The sequence below is a fragment of the Parahoeflea alexandrii genome (assembly GCF_024105735.1).
Classification (GTDB): Bacteria; Pseudomonadota; Alphaproteobacteria; order Rhizobiales; family Rhizobiaceae; genus Hoeflea; species Hoeflea alexandrii.
In genome coordinates this window covers 91,406-109,996 of the sequence record NZ_JAAAML010000005.1, presented here as the reverse complement: position 1 = coordinate 109,996, position 18,591 = coordinate 91,406, and the positions used below count along the sequence as shown (strand labels likewise).

At 54.9% G+C, this 18,591-nt stretch carries 28 protein-coding genes; 20 read left to right on the top strand and 8 right to left on the bottom strand.

Annotated elements, in window-relative coordinates:
* Window positions 1–8: 8 nt before the first annotated feature.
* From GTW23_RS22565 to GTW23_RS22545, 4 genes are all read right to left on the bottom strand, one after another.
* Complete coding sequence (locus tag GTW23_RS22565) at window positions 9–677, bottom strand: L,D-transpeptidase (RefSeq protein ID WP_252917595.1); 669 nt, start codon at window positions 675–677, stop codon at window positions 9–11.
* 125 nt (window positions 678–802) lie between these two features.
* The gene (locus tag GTW23_RS22560) at window positions 803–1,363 is read right to left on the bottom strand and encodes a L,D-transpeptidase (protein WP_252917594.1); all 561 of its coding nucleotides are present in this window, start codon (window positions 1,361–1,363) and stop codon (window positions 803–805) included.
* A gap of 56 nt (window positions 1,364–1,419) precedes the next feature.
* The gene (locus GTW23_RS22555; protein ID WP_252917593.1) at window positions 1,420–1,764 is read right to left on the bottom strand and encodes a hypothetical protein; all 345 of its coding nucleotides are present in this window, start codon (window positions 1,762–1,764) and stop codon (window positions 1,420–1,422) included.
* Window positions 1,765–2,220: 456 nt separating this feature from the next.
* Entirely contained in the window at window positions 2,221–2,796 is a 576-nt protein-coding gene (locus GTW23_RS22545; protein WP_252917592.1) for a copper chaperone PCu(A)C, read from the bottom strand.
* Window positions 2,797–2,911: 115 nt separating this feature from the next.
* Here GTW23_RS22545 and GTW23_RS22540 point away from each other — a divergent pair, with 115 nt between their 5' ends.
* The gene (locus GTW23_RS22540) at window positions 2,912–3,178 is read left to right on the top strand and encodes a hypothetical protein (RefSeq protein ID WP_252917591.1); all 267 of its coding nucleotides are present in this window, start codon (window positions 2,912–2,914) and stop codon (window positions 3,176–3,178) included.
* Window positions 3,179–3,518: 340 nt separating this feature from the next.
* On the opposite strand, the gene GTW23_RS22535 is transcribed toward GTW23_RS22540, so the two are convergent.
* Together GTW23_RS22535 and GTW23_RS22530 are read right to left on the bottom strand one after the other, a co-directional pair.
* Window positions 3,519–4,418, bottom strand: a complete 900-nt coding sequence (locus tag GTW23_RS22535; RefSeq protein ID WP_252917590.1) for a peptidylprolyl isomerase — start codon at window positions 4,416–4,418, stop codon at window positions 3,519–3,521.
* Between the two features lie 9 nt (window positions 4,419–4,427).
* Complete coding sequence (locus tag GTW23_RS22530; protein ID WP_252917589.1) at window positions 4,428–5,054, bottom strand: DsbA family protein; 627 nt, start codon at window positions 5,052–5,054, stop codon at window positions 4,428–4,430.
* 748 nt (window positions 5,055–5,802) lie between these two features.
* Between GTW23_RS22530 and GTW23_RS22520 the strand changes: the two genes are divergently transcribed.
* From GTW23_RS22520 to GTW23_RS22510, 3 genes are all read left to right on the top strand, one after another.
* On the top strand, window positions 5,803–6,510 hold the full coding sequence (locus GTW23_RS22520; protein WP_252917588.1) for a heparan-alpha-glucosaminide N-acetyltransferase: 708 nt from the start codon (window positions 5,803–5,805) through the stop codon (window positions 6,508–6,510).
* Window positions 6,511–6,754: 244 nt separating this feature from the next.
* A complete protein-coding gene (locus tag GTW23_RS22515; RefSeq protein ID WP_252917587.1) occupies window positions 6,755–6,946 on the top strand; it encodes a hypothetical protein in 192 nt (63 codons plus the stop codon).
* Window positions 6,947–7,006: 60 nt separating this feature from the next.
* On the top strand, window positions 7,007–7,213 hold the full coding sequence (locus GTW23_RS22510) for a hypothetical protein (protein ID WP_252917586.1): 207 nt from the start codon (window positions 7,007–7,009) through the stop codon (window positions 7,211–7,213).
* Here the strand turns inward: GTW23_RS22510 and GTW23_RS22505 are convergent.
* On the bottom strand, window positions 7,194–7,784 hold the full coding sequence (locus GTW23_RS22505; RefSeq protein ID WP_252917585.1) for a transglutaminase-like cysteine peptidase: 591 nt from the start codon (window positions 7,782–7,784) through the stop codon (window positions 7,194–7,196). The two genes, GTW23_RS22510 and GTW23_RS22505, sit on opposite strands and share 20 nt — an antisense overlap.
* 504 nt (window positions 7,785–8,288) lie before the next feature.
* Here GTW23_RS22505 and GTW23_RS22500 point away from each other — a divergent pair.
* From GTW23_RS22500 to GTW23_RS22430, 16 genes are all read left to right on the top strand, one after another.
* The gene (locus tag GTW23_RS22500; protein ID WP_252917584.1) at window positions 8,289–8,624 is read left to right on the top strand and encodes a hypothetical protein; all 336 of its coding nucleotides are present in this window, start codon (window positions 8,289–8,291) and stop codon (window positions 8,622–8,624) included.
* A 133-nt stretch (window positions 8,625–8,757) separates the two neighbouring features.
* Window positions 8,758–9,696 (top strand): WD40/YVTN/BNR-like repeat-containing protein, encoded by a 939-nt coding sequence (locus GTW23_RS22495; RefSeq protein WP_252917583.1) that lies wholly within the window; start codon window positions 8,758–8,760, stop codon window positions 9,694–9,696.
* Window positions 9,697–9,707: 11 nt separating this feature from the next.
* Window positions 9,708–10,190 (top strand): DUF411 domain-containing protein, encoded by a 483-nt coding sequence (locus GTW23_RS22490; protein ID WP_252917582.1) that lies wholly within the window; start codon window positions 9,708–9,710, stop codon window positions 10,188–10,190.
* A gap of 4 nt (window positions 10,191–10,194) precedes the next feature.
* Window positions 10,195–10,326, top strand: coding sequence for a hypothetical protein (locus tag GTW23_RS23440; RefSeq protein WP_290129086.1), 132 nt, complete (start codon window positions 10,195–10,197; stop codon window positions 10,324–10,326).
* Window positions 10,323–10,808 (top strand): c-type cytochrome, encoded by a 486-nt coding sequence (locus GTW23_RS22485; protein WP_345780645.1) that lies wholly within the window; start codon window positions 10,323–10,325, stop codon window positions 10,806–10,808. The genes GTW23_RS23440 and GTW23_RS22485 overlap by 4 nt, the downstream gene beginning before the upstream one ends.
* Window positions 10,805–11,407: a DsbE family thiol:disulfide interchange protein gene (locus tag GTW23_RS22480; protein ID WP_252917580.1), complete on the top strand. Its 603-nt coding sequence runs from the start codon at window positions 10,805–10,807 to the stop codon at window positions 11,405–11,407. The genes GTW23_RS22485 and GTW23_RS22480 overlap by 4 nt, the downstream gene beginning before the upstream one ends.
* 56 nt (window positions 11,408–11,463) lie before the next feature.
* The gene (locus GTW23_RS22475) at window positions 11,464–12,021 is read left to right on the top strand and encodes a TlpA family protein disulfide reductase (RefSeq protein WP_252917579.1); all 558 of its coding nucleotides are present in this window, start codon (window positions 11,464–11,466) and stop codon (window positions 12,019–12,021) included.
* Window positions 12,022–12,034: 13 nt separating this feature from the next.
* Window positions 12,035–12,466 carry a hypothetical protein gene (locus tag GTW23_RS22470; RefSeq protein WP_252917578.1) on the top strand — a complete coding sequence of 144 codons (432 nt, stop codon included), beginning with the start codon at window positions 12,035–12,037 and terminating at the stop codon, window positions 12,464–12,466.
* Window positions 12,459–12,758, top strand: a complete 300-nt coding sequence (locus GTW23_RS22465; protein WP_252917577.1) for a hypothetical protein — start codon at window positions 12,459–12,461, stop codon at window positions 12,756–12,758. The genes GTW23_RS22470 and GTW23_RS22465 overlap by 8 nt, the downstream gene beginning before the upstream one ends.
* 62 nt (window positions 12,759–12,820) lie before the next feature.
* Window positions 12,821–13,459 (top strand): SCO family protein, encoded by a 639-nt coding sequence (locus GTW23_RS22460; protein ID WP_252917576.1) that lies wholly within the window; start codon window positions 12,821–12,823, stop codon window positions 13,457–13,459.
* 5 nt (window positions 13,460–13,464) lie between these two features.
* Window positions 13,465–13,938, top strand: a complete 474-nt coding sequence (locus GTW23_RS22455; RefSeq protein ID WP_252917575.1) for a copper chaperone PCu(A)C — start codon at window positions 13,465–13,467, stop codon at window positions 13,936–13,938.
* The gene (locus GTW23_RS22450; protein ID WP_252917574.1) at window positions 13,935–14,561 is read left to right on the top strand and encodes a hypothetical protein; all 627 of its coding nucleotides are present in this window, start codon (window positions 13,935–13,937) and stop codon (window positions 14,559–14,561) included. The genes GTW23_RS22455 and GTW23_RS22450 overlap by 4 nt, the downstream gene beginning before the upstream one ends.
* 18 nt (window positions 14,562–14,579) lie before the next feature.
* Complete coding sequence (locus tag GTW23_RS22445) at window positions 14,580–15,380, top strand: DsbA family protein (protein ID WP_252917573.1); 801 nt, start codon at window positions 14,580–14,582, stop codon at window positions 15,378–15,380.
* 30 nt (window positions 15,381–15,410) lie between these two features.
* A complete protein-coding gene (locus GTW23_RS22440; protein ID WP_252917572.1) occupies window positions 15,411–16,151 on the top strand; it encodes a cytochrome c biogenesis CcdA family protein in 741 nt (246 codons plus the stop codon).
* A gap of 118 nt (window positions 16,152–16,269) precedes the next feature.
* Window positions 16,270–17,304, top strand: a complete 1,035-nt coding sequence (locus tag GTW23_RS22435) for an acyltransferase family protein (protein ID WP_252917571.1) — start codon at window positions 16,270–16,272, stop codon at window positions 17,302–17,304.
* 150 nt (window positions 17,305–17,454) lie between these two features.
* Window positions 17,455–17,991, top strand: a complete 537-nt coding sequence (locus GTW23_RS22430) for a copper chaperone PCu(A)C (protein ID WP_252917570.1) — start codon at window positions 17,455–17,457, stop codon at window positions 17,989–17,991.
* Between the two features lie 89 nt (window positions 17,992–18,080).
* Here the strand turns inward: GTW23_RS22430 and GTW23_RS22425 are convergent, their stop codons facing one another.
* Complete coding sequence (locus tag GTW23_RS22425; protein ID WP_252917569.1) at window positions 18,081–18,557, bottom strand: DUF305 domain-containing protein; 477 nt, start codon at window positions 18,555–18,557, stop codon at window positions 18,081–18,083.
* Window positions 18,558–18,591 lie beyond the last annotated feature (34 nt).

Sequence of the window (18,591 nt, the reverse complement as noted above, 5' to 3'; positions counted from 1 at the left end):
GCATAGCGTCAGATTACGATCAGTCTGGCTCCGCTGGTAACGCGACCATAAAGATCGACAACATCCTGGTTGATCATGCGAACACACCCGCTTGAGACAGATTTGCCGATTGTCCAGTATTCCGGTGATCCATGGATGCGATACAGCGTATCCTTGCCATTTTGAAAGATGTAGAGTGCCCGCGCGCCAAGTGGATTGCTGAGCCCTGGCGGCATTCCACCATTGTCGGCGCTCCATTTCTCCAGCTCTGGTTGCCGTGCGATCATTTCCTCAGGCGGTGTCCATTTGGGCCAAGCCTGTTTCCACTGGATGACACCTTCACCTGACCATTCAAAGCCCTGTCTACCGAGGCCGACGCCGTATCGCATCGCTTTTCCGTTTTCTTGGACCAGATGCAGGTAGTATGTCTTTGTGTCGACGATAACGGTTCCAACTGGATATGGACTGGTGAAATTCACCTGACGCCTTCTGAATTTTGATGGCACCTTGCTTATTTCTATTGCTGGAAGAGGGAACCTCTCCTCAGGCATGGATCCGTACATTGTCATAATGTTGGACGAATTCTGAGTGGTCGGTAGTTCTTCAACCGATTGGCCGACTTTGGTGGCAGTAGAGCACCCGGACAAGGCCAGCACTGAAGTGCTGGCTGCCCCATGAATGAATTGACGACGGTTCATATCATTTCAACTTTCGTGAACTTTCTTATTGGACCCGTTAAGAAATTTTGTGATGGAGAACGAGCCTTATATTCCGGAAACGATTTTCGGCCAGCAATCGCTTGTATGCTGAAAATGGGGTGAGATTATTGAACGACTACCTGCGCACCGACTGGTACCCGTTCAAAAAGGTCTTCGACGTGCTCATTGATCATGCGGATGCAGCCGTTGGACACTGAGCGACCGATTGAAGACGGTTCCGTCGTGCCGTGAATGCGGTAAAGTGTGTCGCGTCCGTCCTTGTACAAGTACAGTGCCCTGGATCCCAATGGATTGTTGGGCCCACCCGGCACTCCCTTGGCGAATCGTGCGTATTTGCCGGGATTTCGTTTTATCATGTTGGCCGTGGGGGTCCATGATGGCCACTCTGCTTTCCGACCGACTTTAGCCTGCCCCTTGAAAGCCAGGCCGGCTCGCCCCACTCCAATCCCGTAGCGGCGAGCTTTGCCTGATGGAAGCTGCAAGTACAAGAAATGATTTTCTGGATCAATTATGATGGTACCGGGCTTGTAACCGCTATAGCGAACGGTCTGCGGTTCGAATTTCTCGTCTAGTTTGAATTTATCAGTATGGGCATATGAGGGTAACCCAAAAGATAATGCAATGCCGGCGCCGATGCCGAGCATAAGTCTTCTTTTCGAAATCATGCTTTATACTCACGTTGTTGAACGTTGCCGATGGGCGCAAGTTGCGCAATGGACATTCAACCGTGAGCGTTTGGCGGCCTTGGGACTACGTATCCCACATTAGAGAGGAACGCTGTTTTCCAAAATGCGGCATGTTCCCGGGTCTCAGAGGTGATCAGGGGGGCAACCAGTTCAGCGAAAATGGCATAGTGCATCTGACAATGCACGGATTTCTTGCTTTCTGTATCTTCGCTCAGCGGAACCGTATCAGAGCCACGCATAGCAGCTGCGACATTGGAATTGCATTCGACCAAGTCGATTGTGCTTTGGAGTTCGCTAAAAATGTAGCCCCCGCCAAAGGAGTGCGTCAACGCTGAAAGCGCGAGGAACAAAGCTAAAGTGAAGGGCACAATTCGGTTCATGGCATTCTTTTTGGCTACTAAGACCCCGATTGTCTATAGGTTTGCGATTAACTTTTCGTGAAGAGAAAGCCAGCGGGTCGTTCTGTTGACTAAGCCGTCAAGCGAACCGACATAGCCAAGACTTATTTAAAGTTCCGCTGAGACGTTGGGTGGTCGAGCGGATTATCGATTGGCTTGAGTGGTGCTGCAGACTGGCCAAGGAATTCGAGAAAGCTTCGCGCAACGCGCTGTTCTTCAACCACGCACGATGAACTCAGCTCTGATGGTCGGCTGTGTCGGATCTGTAGTGGCCATTGGCATTGCGAGCCAGGTCATGTTGAATCGTGCAAAGGTCCCGGCTGACGAACGCTACCAAATTCTGGAGGAAGCTCTGAGGTTCGGCTCAACAAGCTTGATCGGAGTTCAGAAAGAAATATTCTCGGTTACCTTGACGACCTGTGACGCGATCTCACGAAGTTATCCGTCGCGCTCTCCGTGATGATGTTCTGTCGGAATTGCGGCAGCTGGCAGAACTTTGGCAAGCACCTGAATTGCATCAGTGTTTGTGAAGTAAACAGTGACAGGAATTGTGTCGCCAGCGATCAGATTCTCCACGTAATTCATGGATAGTTGCACGCCTCCTTTTGACATAACCAGTTCGGTTTTTGGAGGAAGGGCTTTTGGAATAGGTTCTGATTTCGAAAGGTAGTTACCGTTCACACCCGTCGGCTCGTCAAGGGTGATGGTAGCAAACTGAATGCTCTCAAAACCTTCGATCCATAAATACTCGTCGGTACCGTTCCAGATCGAAAAGTAGCCAGACAATTTATCTCCACTGAGTGTCGGGATCACTATCTCCGCATGTTCGACCACAATCTGGTCTTCATACAAATTCCCTTCTTCTGCATAACCCTCTGTATACATAAATATACATGAGACACCGCTGATCCAGCGACCAAGATAGGTGGATTTGTTGATGGAAGTGCATCTTCCATTTTGGCGACTCAAGAAGGCGGGTAAGAGTATCTGTGTCGGATATCTTTCGTTTTCCATCAAAATTGGCTAGCCCTTAGGATAAGATTTGATTTCTCGTGCAGCGGGGACCCCGGTATAGCGCCGTCGGATGATAGGATATGGCTTTCGCCATATCGGATATTCTGGGAGAAATATGGCGATTTGTGCAGCTGAAGCAGCGCGTAAAGCATTTCTAACTCGTGAATGGCGAGAGGACAATATTCCGCCACATCATGACATGCAGTGGCCAGCCGTAGTGTGCCTTGATCGCCAACGCAAGATCGACCAGCCGATGATCGGAGCTGTTGGTGTTCTCTTGCTTTCTACCGCGGAACGTCGTGACCAGATCGGTTTCATTGTTGCTGAGCGACGGTTCCGTAGCAATCCCGAGAAGGGTAGAGAGCGCAATATCCTTGACTAGCTTCCAGTCATGGTCGTTTGTCCCCGGCAGATTTTGTTAGTAATTGCGCCTACTGCTTCGATCAGGTTGCCTTCATTTACGACCAGTAGACCACGGTTGGCGGTTTCCTGCCAAGTGCTGAATGGGCGTGCTGTAGATTGTAGAACATGACGCACATTCTTATTGCTGCACCTGCTTGTGAAGCAGTTTCCCAGACGTCCAGGTAGACGCATGCATATATTAGGGACCGCGAGAGCGGATCAACAAAAGTGGTTTGTCAACGGCGGAGGAAAACCCGGGTGCTGCACCAGCGCCAATCAGGCCGAACAGTATGAAACGTCGGGTGACCACCTGTTGTCTCCTAATTGTCCGCGTGGCCGTGGCCGTCATCAGTAGCCGGGGGTGACACATCAGGAACCAGTTTCTCGACAGATGCGGCCACTCTGAGTTCCGTCATAATCGACCGCGTTGCGGCTGATTCGAGTGCAGCTCTTATCTGCGTCGCTAAAGCTTCATATGGCGGTGCTGGACGGGTACGCCGTTCCTCAAGCTTCAAAAGGTGAAATCCGAACGCGCTGACCACGGGCTCACGTGTGAACTGGCCGGGCTCGAGTTCGGCAGCTGCCGTATCGATCTCCACCAAGGTCTGACCGGAAACAAGGTAGCCCAAGTCTCCGCCATTTACCTTCGAAGCCTCGTCCTTGGATCGTTCAGAGGCGACCACTGCGAAATCCTCTCCTTCCTCAAGTGCGATTATCGCATCCCGAGCTTCAGCTTCCGTTTCCAGAAGGATATGGCGCAAGCGGAATTCTTCTGTAGGCGGATTTTTCGTGACCTGGAGATTATACGCCTTGCGAACCGCTGCATCGTCAACACGCTTGGCCACCTCCCCGTCCAAAAAGACAGATCGCAGGGTCTGTGCTTCAAAGAACGCAATTTGCCGCTTGTATGAGTCCTCGTCAGGAACCCTGGCGGCTCTGGCGGCGTCAGAAACAATCTGAAGCCGAATCAACTCGTCAACAATGACAGAGAGGCGAGCATCGTCAGGCATGCTGCCCATCTGGTTGGCATACATTTCGGAGGCAAATGCGACATCGGCCGTGGTGATCTCCGTGCCGTTTACACGCGCAACGACATTCTTGTTCTGCGCGAGCGCTGGAGCCCCCGCAGCCATCGTAAGGGTAAGCATAAGCAAGGCGGCGGATGGAAATTTGCTCCAGTGTCGCAGCGTGGCGGATTGAGTGTATGATTCTATTGTCATAGCCATCCCTTACTGTGCTGCCGGGATCATTGGGTCGATGATCTCGCTGAACTGATCAATCGTGAGTGCGACCTTGTGCTCCTCGCCGTTGATGAAGAAGGTTGGAGTTGAATCCACGCCATAAGATTTGCCAGTTTCCATCACTTCAGAAACTTTATCCAAAATGGACTGGTCTGTCAGACAAGCCTCCACTTTTTCCCCGCTCATGCCAGTCAGGCCCATAATAGATTTGAAAGCAGAGGCGGGGTCCGCCACCCGCGCCCATCTGTCCTGGCTACGGTAGAGAAGATCGACGGTTGCATACCAATTACCCTCTCCTGCGCAGCGGGCGAGCATAAATCCAGCTTGTGCGCGCGGGTCGAAGGGAAATTCGCGCATAATGAACCGCACCTTGCCGGTATCGACATATATCTGTTTCACAGCGGGCCATGTGTTTACGTGGAAAGTCCTGCAGTGTGGGCATGTCAATGAGGCGTATTCAATCACAGTTACGGGCGCCTCCGGCGATCCGAAAACTTGCTCAGGAAGAGGTCCGGGCTTGAGCATGTCCTCCATTGTGGCCGCGCGCACGACCGAAGCAGACACGGGAATAGCTACTAGCGCACTAACGCCGGTGAGGAAGAAACGTCTTTTCATGTTAGCTCCTGATAGATGCGAAATCATCGTAAAAGCTATGGCAGGTAGAGGTTCAAGCAGTTTTTTGTGTTGAACATCCCATCCTTGAAGACGTAGGGCGCGTGCCGAGCGGATTGTCGATGGCAGGTGGCATGCCTCTGTTCTCTGCGCTGTATTTGGCCAGTTCCGTTTGCTTGGCGATTATCTCGGTAGGCGGTGTCCGCTTCGGCCATTCCTGTTTTCAGGCTTTCTCGGCGCGGGTCGATGGGACTTGCGGAAATAGTCGCGTGTAAGCTGCAGAGATATTTGCTGCTTTGCACAAGCCAGAAATCTAAAATGTTTCACGCGCTCTTGCGATGAGCCCATTGTTGAGGAGGCGGTACGGAAACATGTTAGATAGCAGCGACAATTGCGCGAGTCGGCAATTGTTGGCCTGCCGACATGCAAACTCCTCTGTTCCGGTAGCTTCGTTAGCCCATCCCTGCGTTCTGACGATGGGATCGAATTCAGACTTGCGATCCGATCAGAGCCGCAGAGAACAGACCTTGGCGCCGCAAACGACACTGTTGCCGCATCGACGACGGGATAAACTGCATCTGCAGACGCTTGAGTAAAACAGCAGCGCACCAAATAAAAAATTGTCCTCAGGCTCGCGTATGAAAAGGGAAGTCTTTTTGGGGCTTGAACCTCTACCAGCATGAGGTTTTAGAACCTCGGGATGGATACGACACAACCTACATCGCGTCTAACCGTGAACCGGGTGGCACATATGCGCCTCCAGTCAATTGACGTGCTGCGCGGAATTGCAATCCTCGGAGTTGTCGTGTTTCATTTCGTCTGGGACCTCGATTATGCAGGCATCTACGTTGGGCTTGCAGGCCATCCCGCTTGGCTCTTGTTCGGCCGGACGCTCGCAGGAACTTTCATGTTTCTCGTTGGAATAAGCCTCGTACTCGCCCACACGCAGCACATGCGGTGGCGCTCGTTCGTGCGAAGGCTTTCGGTCATCGTCGTTTCGGCGGCGTTAATATCGGCGCTCACCTATGCTTTCTTCCCAGGCAATTTCGTCTATTTCGGCATACTCCACGCAATCGCTGCTGCAACGTTGATCGGGGTTCTGTTTCTCCGATCTCACCCGATCATACCCACTGCAGTTGGCCTGGTTGTTATCCTTCTGCCATGGCTGGTCAACGCGGCGGCGTTCGATACGAGGTGGCTGGCATGGATAGGTTTTGCGGCTACTCCCCCTCCAAGTAACGACTATGTGCCCATTTTTCCTTGGGTCGGGCTTACGATAGTTGCAATTGGGGCAACCAAGGCCGCCCTATCGTCCGGCCTTTATGGTCGTATCATCCAATTGGAAACACATGAGAACAGAAGATTTTTGCCCTTTGTCTGGATGGGGCGCCACAGCCTGGTGATCTATTTGGTCCACCAACCCGTGCTTCTCGCGATAATACTACCATTCGCCCGATAAGCAGTCCGGAACGTACCGCCTATTGCTCTCCGGGCTGATGGGGAAACGGCCTGACGTAGCGCTCAGATTCCCTCATTTTGAGATTAGGGGCCGGCCATTGATTGAGGGTGGGAACTTGGTTCCAGGTCACACACTTTTTTAGGCAATTAACAGCAGTTCCTTGTGGTTGAATTGCCTTCCGCCAACACAAACTATCGTGTATCGATCGATGCAGAAATGCAGGATGGGGCAAAGGATGAAAATTATGACTGATGCGAATGCGCAACTTTCGATCATGGAGTCGCGTATATTGGCTCAGCGGCGCAAGCGCGGGAACATCCTTCTGATGTTGGTGCTATTTGGGTTCACTGCAACGATGTTTTTCGTGAGCTATTCTCATCTGCAGTTAGAAACCCAGACAGGTTCTCCCGTTTCACGGGCGGTCACCGACAAGTGATTGGCGTTACTCCAGCGGTACATTCATAATTTCTCGATCGAAACCATCGGGAATTCTCACGTGCTGCCACGCATCGGTCTTTTTGTTGTAGCCGTCTCTGCGGCCTATTTGGCCCTTGCAATCGTGTTCGGCGTTTATTGCCTTGTCGGTGGTCACAACATGATGGAAGCGTTGTACGGAGAGTTTGCCACATACTTTCTGGCGCTAGTCACAGGAGCCGTGTGGTTGTTGGCCAATGGCCAACAACTCAACCCGAAACGAGACTGACCCATATGTTGGGATCATGTTGTGATTGGCGCTTTAGAAAATAGAGCTCGGCGTCTTTCCAAAGCAAAACCCGCTGTTCGACATTGTCCAGAACGAAATCCCCCCGATCGGTGATAACGGTGAGGACCGCATGTCCGCCTCCATTTGCATCCCGTCCAACCGTCATTGATAGTGCACCCAGCGGTATGCCCCGTTGATTTAGGCGCTTGCGCTTTTCAAGTGCGTAATCTTCGCAATCGCCAACATTCTTGGGATACTCCCAACGCTCTTCTACCCCAAAAATTTCGTTGTCGGTTAGAGGCGCAACGGATGTATTCACATCATAATTGGTTTGAATAATGTCATTCCAAAGTTCGCGCGTCAGCTTGACGATCGGACCATTTGCCGGGCGGTCACAGCGGTCCGCATAGCGCTGACAGTAATCATAATAACCTATTGGAATCGTTGTTTTACCGAATGTCACCATATTCGCGACGCTGGAGGGCTGCGTTGGATTGAGATGGAGTGCATTGGCGCTGGCGGCATTGCAGGACAAAGCGAGCGCAACTGCCGCAATAATTGACTTTCCCATGTTGAACCTTTCCCCAAAAGTTGATGGAAAGAAACTACGAGAAACAGATAAAAACTGTGAAAAATCAGTGGCTTGTATTTATCTCAAATGCGATTCAAATACTGGAATGGTGACGCACGTATTGGAAACTATTGGATAGCCTCAATCTTCGATCAGTCGAGATGAGGGTGCCGTCCCGTTTGTGGTGGTCTTTTCATCCAATGGATGTGAACTGAGAGACCTGGACGCCGTCATGATATCTGGTGTGCCGTGTATCGTGATGGCTTTGTTTAGCGGCTCAGTGCGAAAACACGCGCCCATCGTATTTGAAATCCAGATAGGGCCGGACAGCACTTCGACAATTTGCAGTGCGCATCAAGAACACGTGAAATGATCTAGACACTCTTGTGATACTTCCAATTGACCCCGTCATTTTTTGGCAATTGACACGTTTTTGAGCCCGTACTGACGGTGCGACAAAACGTGTATCGACAGGGAACGGGGTTTCAGGGTAATCAATAGGACATGAAAAGGTATGTCCGCATTCTAACGATCCTCATGCTCGCCGTGTTCGCGGCGGGCTCGGTCGTGCATACCGCGAATTCCGCCAGCATGAACACGACGATGGCACTCACCGCCTTCGACAACGATATGGGCGACTGCCAGGATTGCCCTGACGGCAGCGACAACATGCTTTCGTGCGATTATATCTGCGTTTCTCCCTTGTCGGCCATCCTGCCATCTGGCGAACTCGGTCTGCCTGCGGCTGTGACGATTACCGAAAAATCGGTTGATCGGAGCATGACCGGACGCACCGGACTGCCGAACCCTTACCCTCCAAGATCCACAATCCTGAGCTGAAGCTGCCCGGACTCCGTTCCGGCTAGCTGCGGCTGACTTCATGCGCGATCAATTTGATCGTTCATAGTCCTACTCAGCATCGCGGGGTTCGCGCGCTGCGGGTTTGAGTTCCCCTCAGAATAGTTGGAATATCATGACATTTCTTCTACCGACGCCAACGCGTCGAGCCTTTATCACGTCCGCTGTGGCTTTCGGGGCCAGTGCAGTGCTCTCGGTTTCGCTAAACCGGACAGCTCGTGCCGCGCCCGGCGAAACACTCTCCGCAATAGCCTTCGATGGCGATGCGATCATCGTCGGAGGTGCTGGGCTTACCCGCCGCGACGATGGCGGAGTGTTGACACCGCTGCCCGGTCCGAAGGGCGGCAACATTCTTTCGCTTGCAACGCACAACAACCGTGCCGGTCGGATTGCGGCGGGGTTGTCCAATGGGGGCGTCGCGCTATCCGAAGACGGCGGGCAGAGCTGGGAGGCGAGAAGCCAGGGCTTACCCGAGGCTCCAGTAACTGCTGTCGCAGCGGCTGCTTCAAACCCCGATACCCTGTATGTCTCCGTTCATGGCGACGGTCTATGGAAAAGCGAAGATGCTGGCCGGTCTTGGGTGTTCGCGATGGACCGGCCTTGGCTGGCAGATGCCGAACGCGACTTGACCGCATTGACCTCGGTCGATCTGGCCTCGGGCATGGGTGGCATCTGGCTATACGCTGGAACTGAATTGGGTCTCACCCGCGTGCCCGACTGTTTCTGCCGTTGGCAGGACGTGCAGCCCGGCGATGCGATGGACGCATTGGTATCCGGAGCAGCGCCTGCGCCGGAGGCACCGTTGCCGGACGGAGAACCTATCCACGCTTTGGTGAGCGCAGCGTCGGTTCCGATGAGGCTCTATGCCGCCCTACCTTCCGGAGTGTGGGCTTCCTCGGACGCCGGGGTCGTATGGGAGCAACGCTCATCTTTCCGCACTGATGCGATTGCCGTCCATCCCAACAATGCCGATCAAGTCGTTGCCCTCACCAAGGAGGGCCTCACCCAAACTCGCGATGGCGGTCTGTCTTGGATCCCGCTCGCAAGCCAATAATGGAGAATATCATGAAAAAGATCATTGTCGCCGCAACCGTTGCGGCCTTGGCTGCCATTGGTAGTGTGGCATTCACCGCCATGACCTCGGCTCAAGCTCCCAAAGACGCAAGTGCTAGCGTAGCTGGTGCGAAAGCGATTACAATCTGGCGCGACCCCGGCTGTGGATGTTGCGATACCTATGCCGACTATCTGGAGATGAACGGCTTTTCCGTGACGCGCGTCGACGATCGCGCTTACGACAAGCGCTCTGTTGAGATGGGTGTTCCCGAGCGGGGAATAGGGTGCCACCTGGCCGAGATTGACGGCTATGTCGTAAGCGGGCTCGTGCCTGTCGAGATCATCGAGCGGCTGATCAGCGAGCGTCCGGATGTCACCGGCATCACGTTGCCTGGAATGCCGGGCAATGCTCCCGGCATGGCACCAGCAAAAACAGGCACGCTGAAGACCTACGCCTTCGGCAAGAACGGCGTCGCGGTTTATTCCGATGAGTGATGGCATGAACGGAATGATGGATGGCTCCATGATGGGGTTGATGATGGCCGGAGGTGGTCTTTTCTGGCTTCTGAGCCTCGCTGTTCTGGTCCTCGGTATTCTCGCGTTGGTGAAATTTCTGCGGGAGCGGCAATGAGGCGGATGATTGTCCTTCTTTCCGCTGTCGTCTTTTCGGGTCTGACAGCTATCGCCGTAAATGGGCAACCGCAAAGCAACTATACGCGAGCAGAAGGCCTGACCGTGCTGGGTCAATCCGTGACGGACGAGCAGATCACTGTTGGAAGCCAAGTCTATGCGCAAAACTGCGCCTCCTGCCATGGCGCCAATCTAGAGGGTCAGCCGGACTGGAGGCGCAGGCTGGAGAACGGCCGCATGCCGGCGCCGCCTCATGACGAGAGCGGCCACACCTGGCATCACTCGGATCAGGACCTGTTCGACATCACCAAGCTCGGCGTCGGCGGTGTTGTTGCGGGCTATGAGAGCGACATGCCCGCCTTCGAGGACATCCTGAGCGACGAGGAAATCGCCGCAGTACTCGCGTTCATCAAGAGTACCTGGCCCGAGCGCCAGCGGGAATCACAGGCTCGAGTGACGGCCAAGGCCGGAGGCGGGCCATGAGCATGGACAGGGAACAGTCCGCCGCCGAAACGGGACGAAGGGTCCTGGCCTTCCTGCCGCTCACTGTCGCTGCGGCGCTTGCCATCGTTCTGGCCTGGGGCCTGACCCAAGACCCTGGCAGTCTTCCGTCAGCGCTCATCGGCAAGGTGGTGCCCGATTTTGATCTGCCGCCGGTTCAGGGGCGATCACTTGGGCTGTCGAGTGATGATCTTAAAGGAGAGGTGTCGCTGGTCAATGTCTTTGCTTCCTGGTGCGTCGCCTGCCGGGAAGAGCATCCCTTGTTCATGAAGCTGGCGGCGCAAGGCACCGTGCCGCTGCACGGCCTGAACTATAAGGATCAGCCGGACGATGCGGCGCAATGGCTGGACAACCTCGGGGACCCCTACACGCGCACCGGCGCCGACATCAGTGGGCACGTGGCGATCGATTGGGGCGTTTATGGCGTGCCTGAGACCTTCGTGGTGGATGGGGACGGGCTCATCGCCTACAAACATATCGGGCCGGTGAACGAAGAGGTGCTCGCCGAAACCATCCTGCCGCTGGTGGAATCATTGCGCCAGCGGACTGCGGACCGGGAGATGCGGGAGGCTGGTCCATGACAGGCCTATTGCACGCAAAGCGCACAATCTTGGCCGCTCTTGCGGCATGTGTCCTCATGGTGGCTGCGCTCGCGGTCACAGCCGTGATGATTTACATCGACGGCGATAAGCCTTCTGGTGCCCACCCGATCAGCGATAAACGAGCCGCGACGATGTTGCCCCGCTCCTTCGTCATGCACGAAACGCCCCGACCGCTTCCCGAAATCACGTTCGAGGACGGGGACGGTCAGACTCTCACGCTAGCCTCCTTCAAAGGCACAACCGTTCTGCTCAACATCTGGGCAACCTGGTGTGTGCCCTGCCGCGAGGAAATGCCAACGCTCGACGCGCTTCAGGCAGAACTCGGCGGCCCCGGTTTCGAGGTTGTGCCTCTCTCTGTCGACCGGGCCGGGGCGGGAGTGGTCCGCAAGTTCTATACCGAGATTGGTATCCGGAATCTCGGTCTCTACATCGATGCGTCGATGCAGGCTTCGTTCGACCTTGCGGCCGTCGGCCTGCCAACGACGCTCCTCATCGACCCCGAAGGACAAGAACTGGGGCGGCTCGTCGGCCCAGCCGAGTGGGACGCGCCCGAGATGGTCGCGTTTCTCAAAACCCATCTGAGCTCGAACTGAAAAGGAAGCCCTCATGGCGACGACACGACAATCCAATACAGAAGACGGTTCGCTTGGCCGCGACGTTCTCTACGCCCTTCGCTACTACCTCGGCGGCCGCCGAGGATACCTCATACTTGCGGCAGTCGCGATCGCCGGCGGTCTTGCGTTCAATTGGAGTTGGCTGGCCGCCGCAGGTATAGCACCGCTGCTCCTCACAGCACTGCCGTGTGTCGCCATGTGCGCGCTCGGACTCTGTATGAACAAGGTTACCGGCGGTTCCTGCAAGTCAAACCAGGCCGGAAATATCGCTGCCGCAGACGGTGAATCTTCATTGCCTGGCGGAGCCGAGAATAGCCTCTTGCCGAACCAAACCGGGCCAGACGCACAAACCGTCAGTGTTGCGGTTTCGTCCCGGTATTCCCTATCCGAAACCAACCAGACAAGGAAAACGACAGATGATTAAACCGATCAAGTCACTCACAGCGGCCGCCGTTCTGATGTTCAGCTTCGCCGCAGTTCCGACCCTTCAAGCTGCGGAGCACAAAACTCCAAGCGCCCAAGGCTCCATGATGGAAGAGGGCAGCATGGGGAACAACAAAGGTATGATGGACCAGGACGCAATGTCCGGTATGGGCGGAATGGATGGCATGATGGGCATGATGAAAATGATGGCCCAGATGGCGCCGATGATGGAGCAGTGCACCAAGTTGATGGCCAGCATGAAAGACGACATGAAGACATCGCAAGACCAATAGGACGTCGAGAACTACCCCGCCTGGACCGAATATCCAGGCGGGGATTCACGAGAGAAACTGACATGACATCAAGCAGAACAACGCAACTGAGACGTATTCGCTATGGCCTGTGGTTGCTGGTGGCCGCTTCCGCTTTGGCACTCGGTGGCGCATATTTTGTCCGGACGATCGACTTTCGCGATCCGTCGAGCCCCCTAACGGTTGGAGAAGCGGCAGTCCACTCCGAGTTTTCATTGCTCGATCACAATGGCACCCGCGTGACGGAAGCAGATTTCCAGCGGCGCTGGCAACTCGTCTTCTTCGGGTTCACTCACTGCCCTGACATCTGTCCGACCACGCTTGCTTATATGGCCGAGGTGCTGGATCGGCTGGGGACCGAATCCCAACGTATCGCTCCGTTCTTCATAACCGTCGACCCGACGCGCGATACGCCTGCGGTCATGAAGGAATACGTTCAAGCGTTTCACCCAGACCTGATCGGTCTCACAGGGACAGAGGCTGAAACTGCTGCGGCCGCATATGCTTTCCGCGTCTACTACGAAAAAATGGAAGAGGCCTCCGCTCCGGACGGCTATCTCATGGCCCACTCCGGGCACATGTATCTGATGACGCCCGAAGGCAGGTATGAGGCTGTATTCCGCGAGGGAGAGCAGTCGGCACAGGAGTTGGCTTCCCAGATCATCACACGAATGAACAGGTGAAAAGAATGAAGAAAACGATTATCCTCCTGATGGCGATCTGGTTGATATCGCCGCCCGTGACCACTCCGGTAGCAGCCGAGGAGTCGGTGCGTGTCCTCGATGCATGGGCACGGGCGAGCATCCTCGCGTCGCGACCGGCGGCCGCCTACGCTACGATCGAGAGCGCCACGGATGATCGGCTCCTGGGCGTAACGACTCCAACCGCCGACCAAGTCATGATCCATGCAGTTGAGAAAGATGGCGACGTCAGCCGAATGAAGCTTGTCGGTGCGCTCGCTATACCGGCCGGCAAGCGGGTGACGCTCGCGCCCGGCGGTATGCACATGATGCTGATGGGGCTGCATGACAAGCTCGATGAGGGGGCGACGTTTTCCATGACGCTCAGCTTCGAGAAATCCGGGGAGGTAACCGTTGAGGTTTCCGTACTTGGCATAGCTGCCGACGGACCCGAGAATTCGGAGAAGGGAGCGGGGCAATGATCCGATTCCTGTTTCTGTCCCTCCTGTTGGCCGCGCAACCGGCATTCGCGAACCACCCGGGAGAGCGTCTTGACGAAGTGATGACCGAAAAAGAGCCGGCATTCGAGGCCGCGGATCGTCCGACTATGCCAGCCCTTGATGTCGAGCTTCAAAATGGCGATCCGCTACGGCTTGGTGACCTCCACCATCAGATTGTGATCATCAGCTTTGTTCCCGAAGGCTGTGGAGATCCATGCGTTGAACAGCAAGCCGCCCTGGCTGCCGTTCAGGCGCAAGTGAATGTTTCACCAATGAAGGAGATGGTGACCTTCGTTACCGTTCAGGACGCCGATGCGCCAATTGAGGCCCCTTGGGACGATGCAAACTGGAGGTTGGCCGTTCCATCTGCCGGTGCGACGGCCGTCGCTGCAGCTGACCGTTTCGCCGCGCTGAGTGGCCGCACCGGAACGTCTCCAATGGTGCATGTCATTGACCGTAATGGGCGCCACGCCGCGCTTTTTCATGGTGCCGAATTTCAGAAAACGAACCTGACCCTTTACGTAAACGCGCTCACCAACAACGCTCACGCGCCGAAACCGCCGGTCAAGAAGAGTTGGTGGGAACGGCTCACGGGCTGGTTTTAAGGGAGGAAAAGAAAAGTCATGCAACAGTTGAATTTCATGAGGCGCGGCCTCGGTTTTGTTCTCCTGCCCCTGCTGTTGATCGTTGCTGCGGGTGCCTGGTATTTGCTTGATCCGGGGTTCAAAGCGGACCAGCCGCCTCGGGGCTCGCCAAGTACGCTGCCACAAGATGCCTTTGAGCGGCGCGTCCGCGATTATCTTGTTGCCAACCCGGAAGTCATTGTCGAGGCCATGCGGAACCTCGATCAGCGTCAGCGGGAAGCTGAACAGACAGACGCGCAGGCGGCTCTTGCCACCCATCGCGATGAACTCCTCAACAGCCCGGAAAGTCCGGTCGGTGGCAACCCGCAAGGCGATGTGACCCTGGTGGAATTCTTCGATTACAATTGTTCCTATTGCCGCCAGGTTGCGCCAGCGATGACGGCGGCGGAAGCAGGCGATCCGCAACTTCGCATCGTCTACAAGGAGTTTCCCATCCTCGGGCCGAACTCCGTGTTCGCGGCCAGGGCAGCGCTTGCGGCCCGCAAGCAGAACCTCTACCCAGAGTTTCATAAGGCAATGATGCAGGTGTCAGGAGCTGCCGATGAGGGACGAGTCATGGCGGTTGCTGGGCAAATCGGCCTGGATGTCGAGCGGCTGCGAACCGATATGGCCGAACCTGCGGTCGACGCTGAAATCGCGCGCAATCTTGCGCTCGCCCAGGCGCTGCGGATCAACGGAACGCCGGGCTTTGTTATCGGCGAGGAAATCCTGCGCGGTGCCACCGACCTGCAAACCATGCAAACGCTTATCGAGCGTGCCCGCGAAAGCGGTGACCAGTGAGCTCGGAAGAAGGCTTGAAAGGCCGTCCGAATGCCTGAACTCTCGAATATTGGTATCCTGAGCGCCTTCTTCGCTGGCATCGTCTCGTTTTTGTCGCCTTGCGTACTGCCGCTGGTGCCGGGATATGTTTCCTATGTCGCCGGCCGGTCGACTATTACATCACCCTCAGGTGAGGTCTCTGTCGCGCGAAGCGCAGCGCTCGGATTCAGCCTTTGCTTCGTGCTCGGCTTCACAACCGTCTTCGTCATCCTTGGGGCCAGTGCTACAGCGTTGGGGCAATTGCTGCTTCGCTACCGCTTCGAGATGAACATCGTCGGGGGCGGGATTGTCACGTTGTTCGGGCTGTTCATGCTCGGAACGATCCGGCCCAGATTGATGATGCGCGAGGCGCGGTTTCATCTGGATCTGCCCGGCGGCAAGGCCGTCTCGGCCTATGTGCTCGGCCTGGCTTTCGCTTTTGGCTGGACCCCCTGCATCGGTCCGATCCTCGGTGCCATTCTGACAGTTGGCGCGGCATCCGCATCAGTCGCAGACGGTGTCGCACTATTAGCGATCTACTCGCTGGGCCTCGGTGTGCCGTTCCTGCTTGCCGCCGTTTTCACCGGCGCCCTGGCAGCCAGATTGAAGTCCTTCGGACATCTCGGCCGTATCCTGCGGACATTCGCCGGATCGGTTATGATCTTGATGGGAGTCGCAATGATGACTGGCTATCTTTCTTCCTTCGCTTTCTGGCTCCTGGAGACGTTTCCAGTGCTGTCTTCGATTGGTTGAGTCTGGGGGACGAGAGCCAAACAAAATCGTGATTTGATACTCTAGGTGCCGGAAGTTGCACACCGGGGCTCAAACAGGATTGAACAGTGATGATCTTGAGTAATCGATCGGAGGGTAAATGAATAATGCAGATCGAATGAAATGGGTTGATATTGCGAAGGGCGTGTCGATCATCTTGGTCGTGATGATGTATGCGGTATACAACGTCGGCAGGCATACCGGAAGTGTTGGGTTTCTTCACTATGTGATTGCGTTTGCAACGCCCTTCCGAATGCCAGAATTTTTTCTTATTTCCGGACTATTTCTCTCTGCGGGTATTGAGCGTCCCTGGCGCAGATACGTAGATCGCCGGTTCGTCCACTACATGTATTTCTACGTTTTGTGGGCTTTCATCATGATTGCTTTGAAGGTGGGCGTTTTCGCTCGCGATCCTGTAGCCATGGCTGCGGATCTTGCCAGCGCCATTGTCCAGCCCTACGGGGTATTGTGGTTTGTCTACATGCTCGGCGTGTTCGCCATTGCCGCGAAGCTGCTGTGGCAATTTCGGGTGCCGCACTGGCTTGTGATTGCTGTCGCGACCGGTTTGCAGATCGTTCCGATCAACGTTTCAAGTTACATTGTGACGCAGTTTTCCGCCTATTTCTTGTTCTTCTACATCGGCTATGCGTTCGCTCCGCAGATTTTCCGGATGGCGGGCTGGGTAGCCGAAAATCAGAAGAAAGCAATCGCTGCACTGGGGATCTGGTTCGTTGTCAATGGACTTTTGGTGTTTTTACCGAGTTTCGAGTTACTACCGGCCGAAACTCGCATGGGATATGCGGCGTTTCCACCGCTGCATATCATGCTCGGTGTTGCTGGGGCGATTGCCCTTTGCGCCTTTAGTGTGGTTCTGATGGGCCGGAGATATACTGGCTGGTTGCGCTGGATAGGGGAACACTCGCTTGTCATCTATCTTGCTTTCACGATTCCCATGTCCATCTTTCGAGAGATAATGATGAGTTCCGGCCTAATTGCCCAAACCGGGCCGCTCAGCCTCGCGGTTTTCTTGGTAGCCTTGATAGCCCCGATTATGCTCTATTTGGCAATTAACTGGACCGGTTACGGGCGCTTCCTATTTGTGCGAGCAGAATGGGCCCGCATCAGACCTGAGTAGGTTCGTCGCTGGGCGGACATACAGTTATACTCCAGAGGTTATGCCTGTTTCATTTGCGCTCATAGCACATGTACATGCTGAACATAGATATAGGTTAGTATTTCCGGGTAGCGACTTGAACCCACCGGGTGGAAGTCTTATCATCTAAACATGTCGTTCGATAATGGAATGTTGAATTTGTATTTTAGCAGCATTTTTCTTGCGGGCCTCTCGCTGGCGCTGGGCGTGCAGCCGGTACAGTCTCAGGGAAGGCAGGATCAAGGGAACACAGGCATTCTGATCGAGCATGCGGAAGTGGTCATCCCTCAAGGCGATACATGGGCAATGGCTGGGTATCTGGTCATTTGGAACGGAACCACACGTCAAGCAGACCTACGCGCCGTTAAGAGTAATTCGTTTGGATCCATCGCTGTTTACAAAACCATTTTCACAGACGGTGTTGCGCGTATGCGTCCGGTCGAAGGCATGCTTCCCATTCCCGCCAATTCAGAACTCGTGATGAAGCGAGGTGGCATTCATCTAATGTTGTCAGCGCCTGAGCATCAGTTGATTGCAGGGGAAACTGTAGAGATGACATTGATCTTCGAAGATGGTGTGCAGATCGTCGTGTCCGCGAAGGTCTTGCACCTGAATGAGAAGCTGACGGATCACCATCACGGCGACGTAGATGGGGTGAGCCGCGAATGAATCAGGGGCTTTTCCTCGAGCCCATCGGGTCTTTTGATCTCAGCCTGCCTTGAGATCTTGGAGGTCCTCGATGACTTCGGATATTCCGACTACCTACCATCTATCATGGGTGTGGCTGCGGGGCCGCCATTCAGGTCCGCGATCAGGGCTTCCATTTCGGCAATCTCCCGTTCTTGGGCCTCTATGATCTCATCCGCCAGATTGCGCACCCGCGGGTCGCTGATATCGGCGCGCGTGCTTGTCATGATCGCGATGGAATGATGCGGAATCATCGCCTTCATCCAGGCTACGTCGTCGACCGTATCCTGGCTCCGTACAAGGTAAAGGCCCGCGTTGAACGCGATGACCGATCCAACCACGATCGCAAGGTTGGCCTTTCGGTTCGAATACATTCCGAGCATGAAGGCCAGCATTACCACCGTCATTGCCGCACCCATATACAGGGCCATCCACATCCTGGTCTGGCTGAACCGTAGGTGGCTGATGTCCCAGGTGTTGAGATACATCAGTCCGAACATGATGATCGTGGATGTCGCAATCATCGTGAGAAATCGTGAATATGCCATTCGATCCTCCATATAACGTGGTGTGGGCTTAACG

Bases quoted from the DNA above. Each gene is read 5' to 3' on its own strand.
- GTW23_RS22565 (WP_252917595.1), bottom strand. From the start codon at position 677: ATGAACCGTCGTCAATTCATTCATGGGGCAGCCAGCACTTCAGTGCTG.
- GTW23_RS22560 (WP_252917594.1), bottom strand. From the start codon at position 1,363: ATGATTTCGAAAAGAAGACTTATGCTCGGCATCGGCGCCGGCATTGCA.
- GTW23_RS22555 (WP_252917593.1), bottom strand. From the start codon at position 1,764: ATGAACCGAATTGTGCCCTTCACTTTAGCTTTGTTCCTCGCGCTTTCA.
- GTW23_RS22545 (WP_252917592.1), bottom strand. From the start codon at position 2,796: ATGGAAAACGAAAGATATCCGACACAGATACTCTTACCCGCCTTCTTG.
- GTW23_RS22540 (WP_252917591.1), top strand. From the start codon at position 2,912: ATGGCGATTTGTGCAGCTGAAGCAGCGCGTAAAGCATTTCTAACTCGT.
- GTW23_RS22535 (WP_252917590.1), bottom strand. From the start codon at position 4,418: ATGACAATAGAATCATACACTCAATCCGCCACGCTGCGACACTGGAGC.
- GTW23_RS22530 (WP_252917589.1), bottom strand. From the start codon at position 5,054: ATGAAAAGACGTTTCTTCCTCACCGGCGTTAGTGCGCTAGTAGCTATT.
- GTW23_RS22520 (WP_252917588.1), top strand. From the start codon at position 5,803: ATGCGCCTCCAGTCAATTGACGTGCTGCGCGGAATTGCAATCCTCGGA.
- GTW23_RS22515 (WP_252917587.1), top strand. From the start codon at position 6,755: ATGACTGATGCGAATGCGCAACTTTCGATCATGGAGTCGCGTATATTG.
- GTW23_RS22505 (WP_252917585.1), bottom strand. From the start codon at position 7,784: ATGGGAAAGTCAATTATTGCGGCAGTTGCGCTCGCTTTGTCCTGCAAT.
- GTW23_RS22500 (WP_252917584.1), top strand. From the start codon at position 8,289: ATGAAAAGGTATGTCCGCATTCTAACGATCCTCATGCTCGCCGTGTTC.
- GTW23_RS22495 (WP_252917583.1), top strand. From the start codon at position 8,758: ATGACATTTCTTCTACCGACGCCAACGCGTCGAGCCTTTATCACGTCC.
- GTW23_RS22490 (WP_252917582.1), top strand. From the start codon at position 9,708: ATGAAAAAGATCATTGTCGCCGCAACCGTTGCGGCCTTGGCTGCCATT.
- GTW23_RS23440 (WP_290129086.1), top strand. From the start codon at position 10,195: ATGAACGGAATGATGGATGGCTCCATGATGGGGTTGATGATGGCCGGA.
- GTW23_RS22485 (WP_345780645.1), top strand. From the start codon at position 10,323: ATGAGGCGGATGATTGTCCTTCTTTCCGCTGTCGTCTTTTCGGGTCTG.
- GTW23_RS22480 (WP_252917580.1), top strand. From the start codon at position 10,805: ATGAGCATGGACAGGGAACAGTCCGCCGCCGAAACGGGACGAAGGGTC.
- GTW23_RS22475 (WP_252917579.1), top strand. From the start codon at position 11,464: ATGGTGGCTGCGCTCGCGGTCACAGCCGTGATGATTTACATCGACGGC.
- GTW23_RS22470 (WP_252917578.1), top strand. From the start codon at position 12,035: ATGGCGACGACACGACAATCCAATACAGAAGACGGTTCGCTTGGCCGC.
- GTW23_RS22465 (WP_252917577.1), top strand. From the start codon at position 12,459: ATGATTAAACCGATCAAGTCACTCACAGCGGCCGCCGTTCTGATGTTC.
- GTW23_RS22460 (WP_252917576.1), top strand. From the start codon at position 12,821: ATGACATCAAGCAGAACAACGCAACTGAGACGTATTCGCTATGGCCTG.
- GTW23_RS22455 (WP_252917575.1), top strand. From the start codon at position 13,465: ATGAAGAAAACGATTATCCTCCTGATGGCGATCTGGTTGATATCGCCG.
- GTW23_RS22450 (WP_252917574.1), top strand. From the start codon at position 13,935: ATGATCCGATTCCTGTTTCTGTCCCTCCTGTTGGCCGCGCAACCGGCA.
- GTW23_RS22445 (WP_252917573.1), top strand. From the start codon at position 14,580: ATGCAACAGTTGAATTTCATGAGGCGCGGCCTCGGTTTTGTTCTCCTG.
- GTW23_RS22440 (WP_252917572.1), top strand. From the start codon at position 15,411: ATGCCTGAACTCTCGAATATTGGTATCCTGAGCGCCTTCTTCGCTGGC.
- GTW23_RS22435 (WP_252917571.1), top strand. From the start codon at position 16,270: ATGAATAATGCAGATCGAATGAAATGGGTTGATATTGCGAAGGGCGTG.
- GTW23_RS22430 (WP_252917570.1), top strand. From the start codon at position 17,455: ATGTCGTTCGATAATGGAATGTTGAATTTGTATTTTAGCAGCATTTTT.
- GTW23_RS22425 (WP_252917569.1), bottom strand. From the start codon at position 18,557: ATGGCATATTCACGATTTCTCACGATGATTGCGACATCCACGATCATC.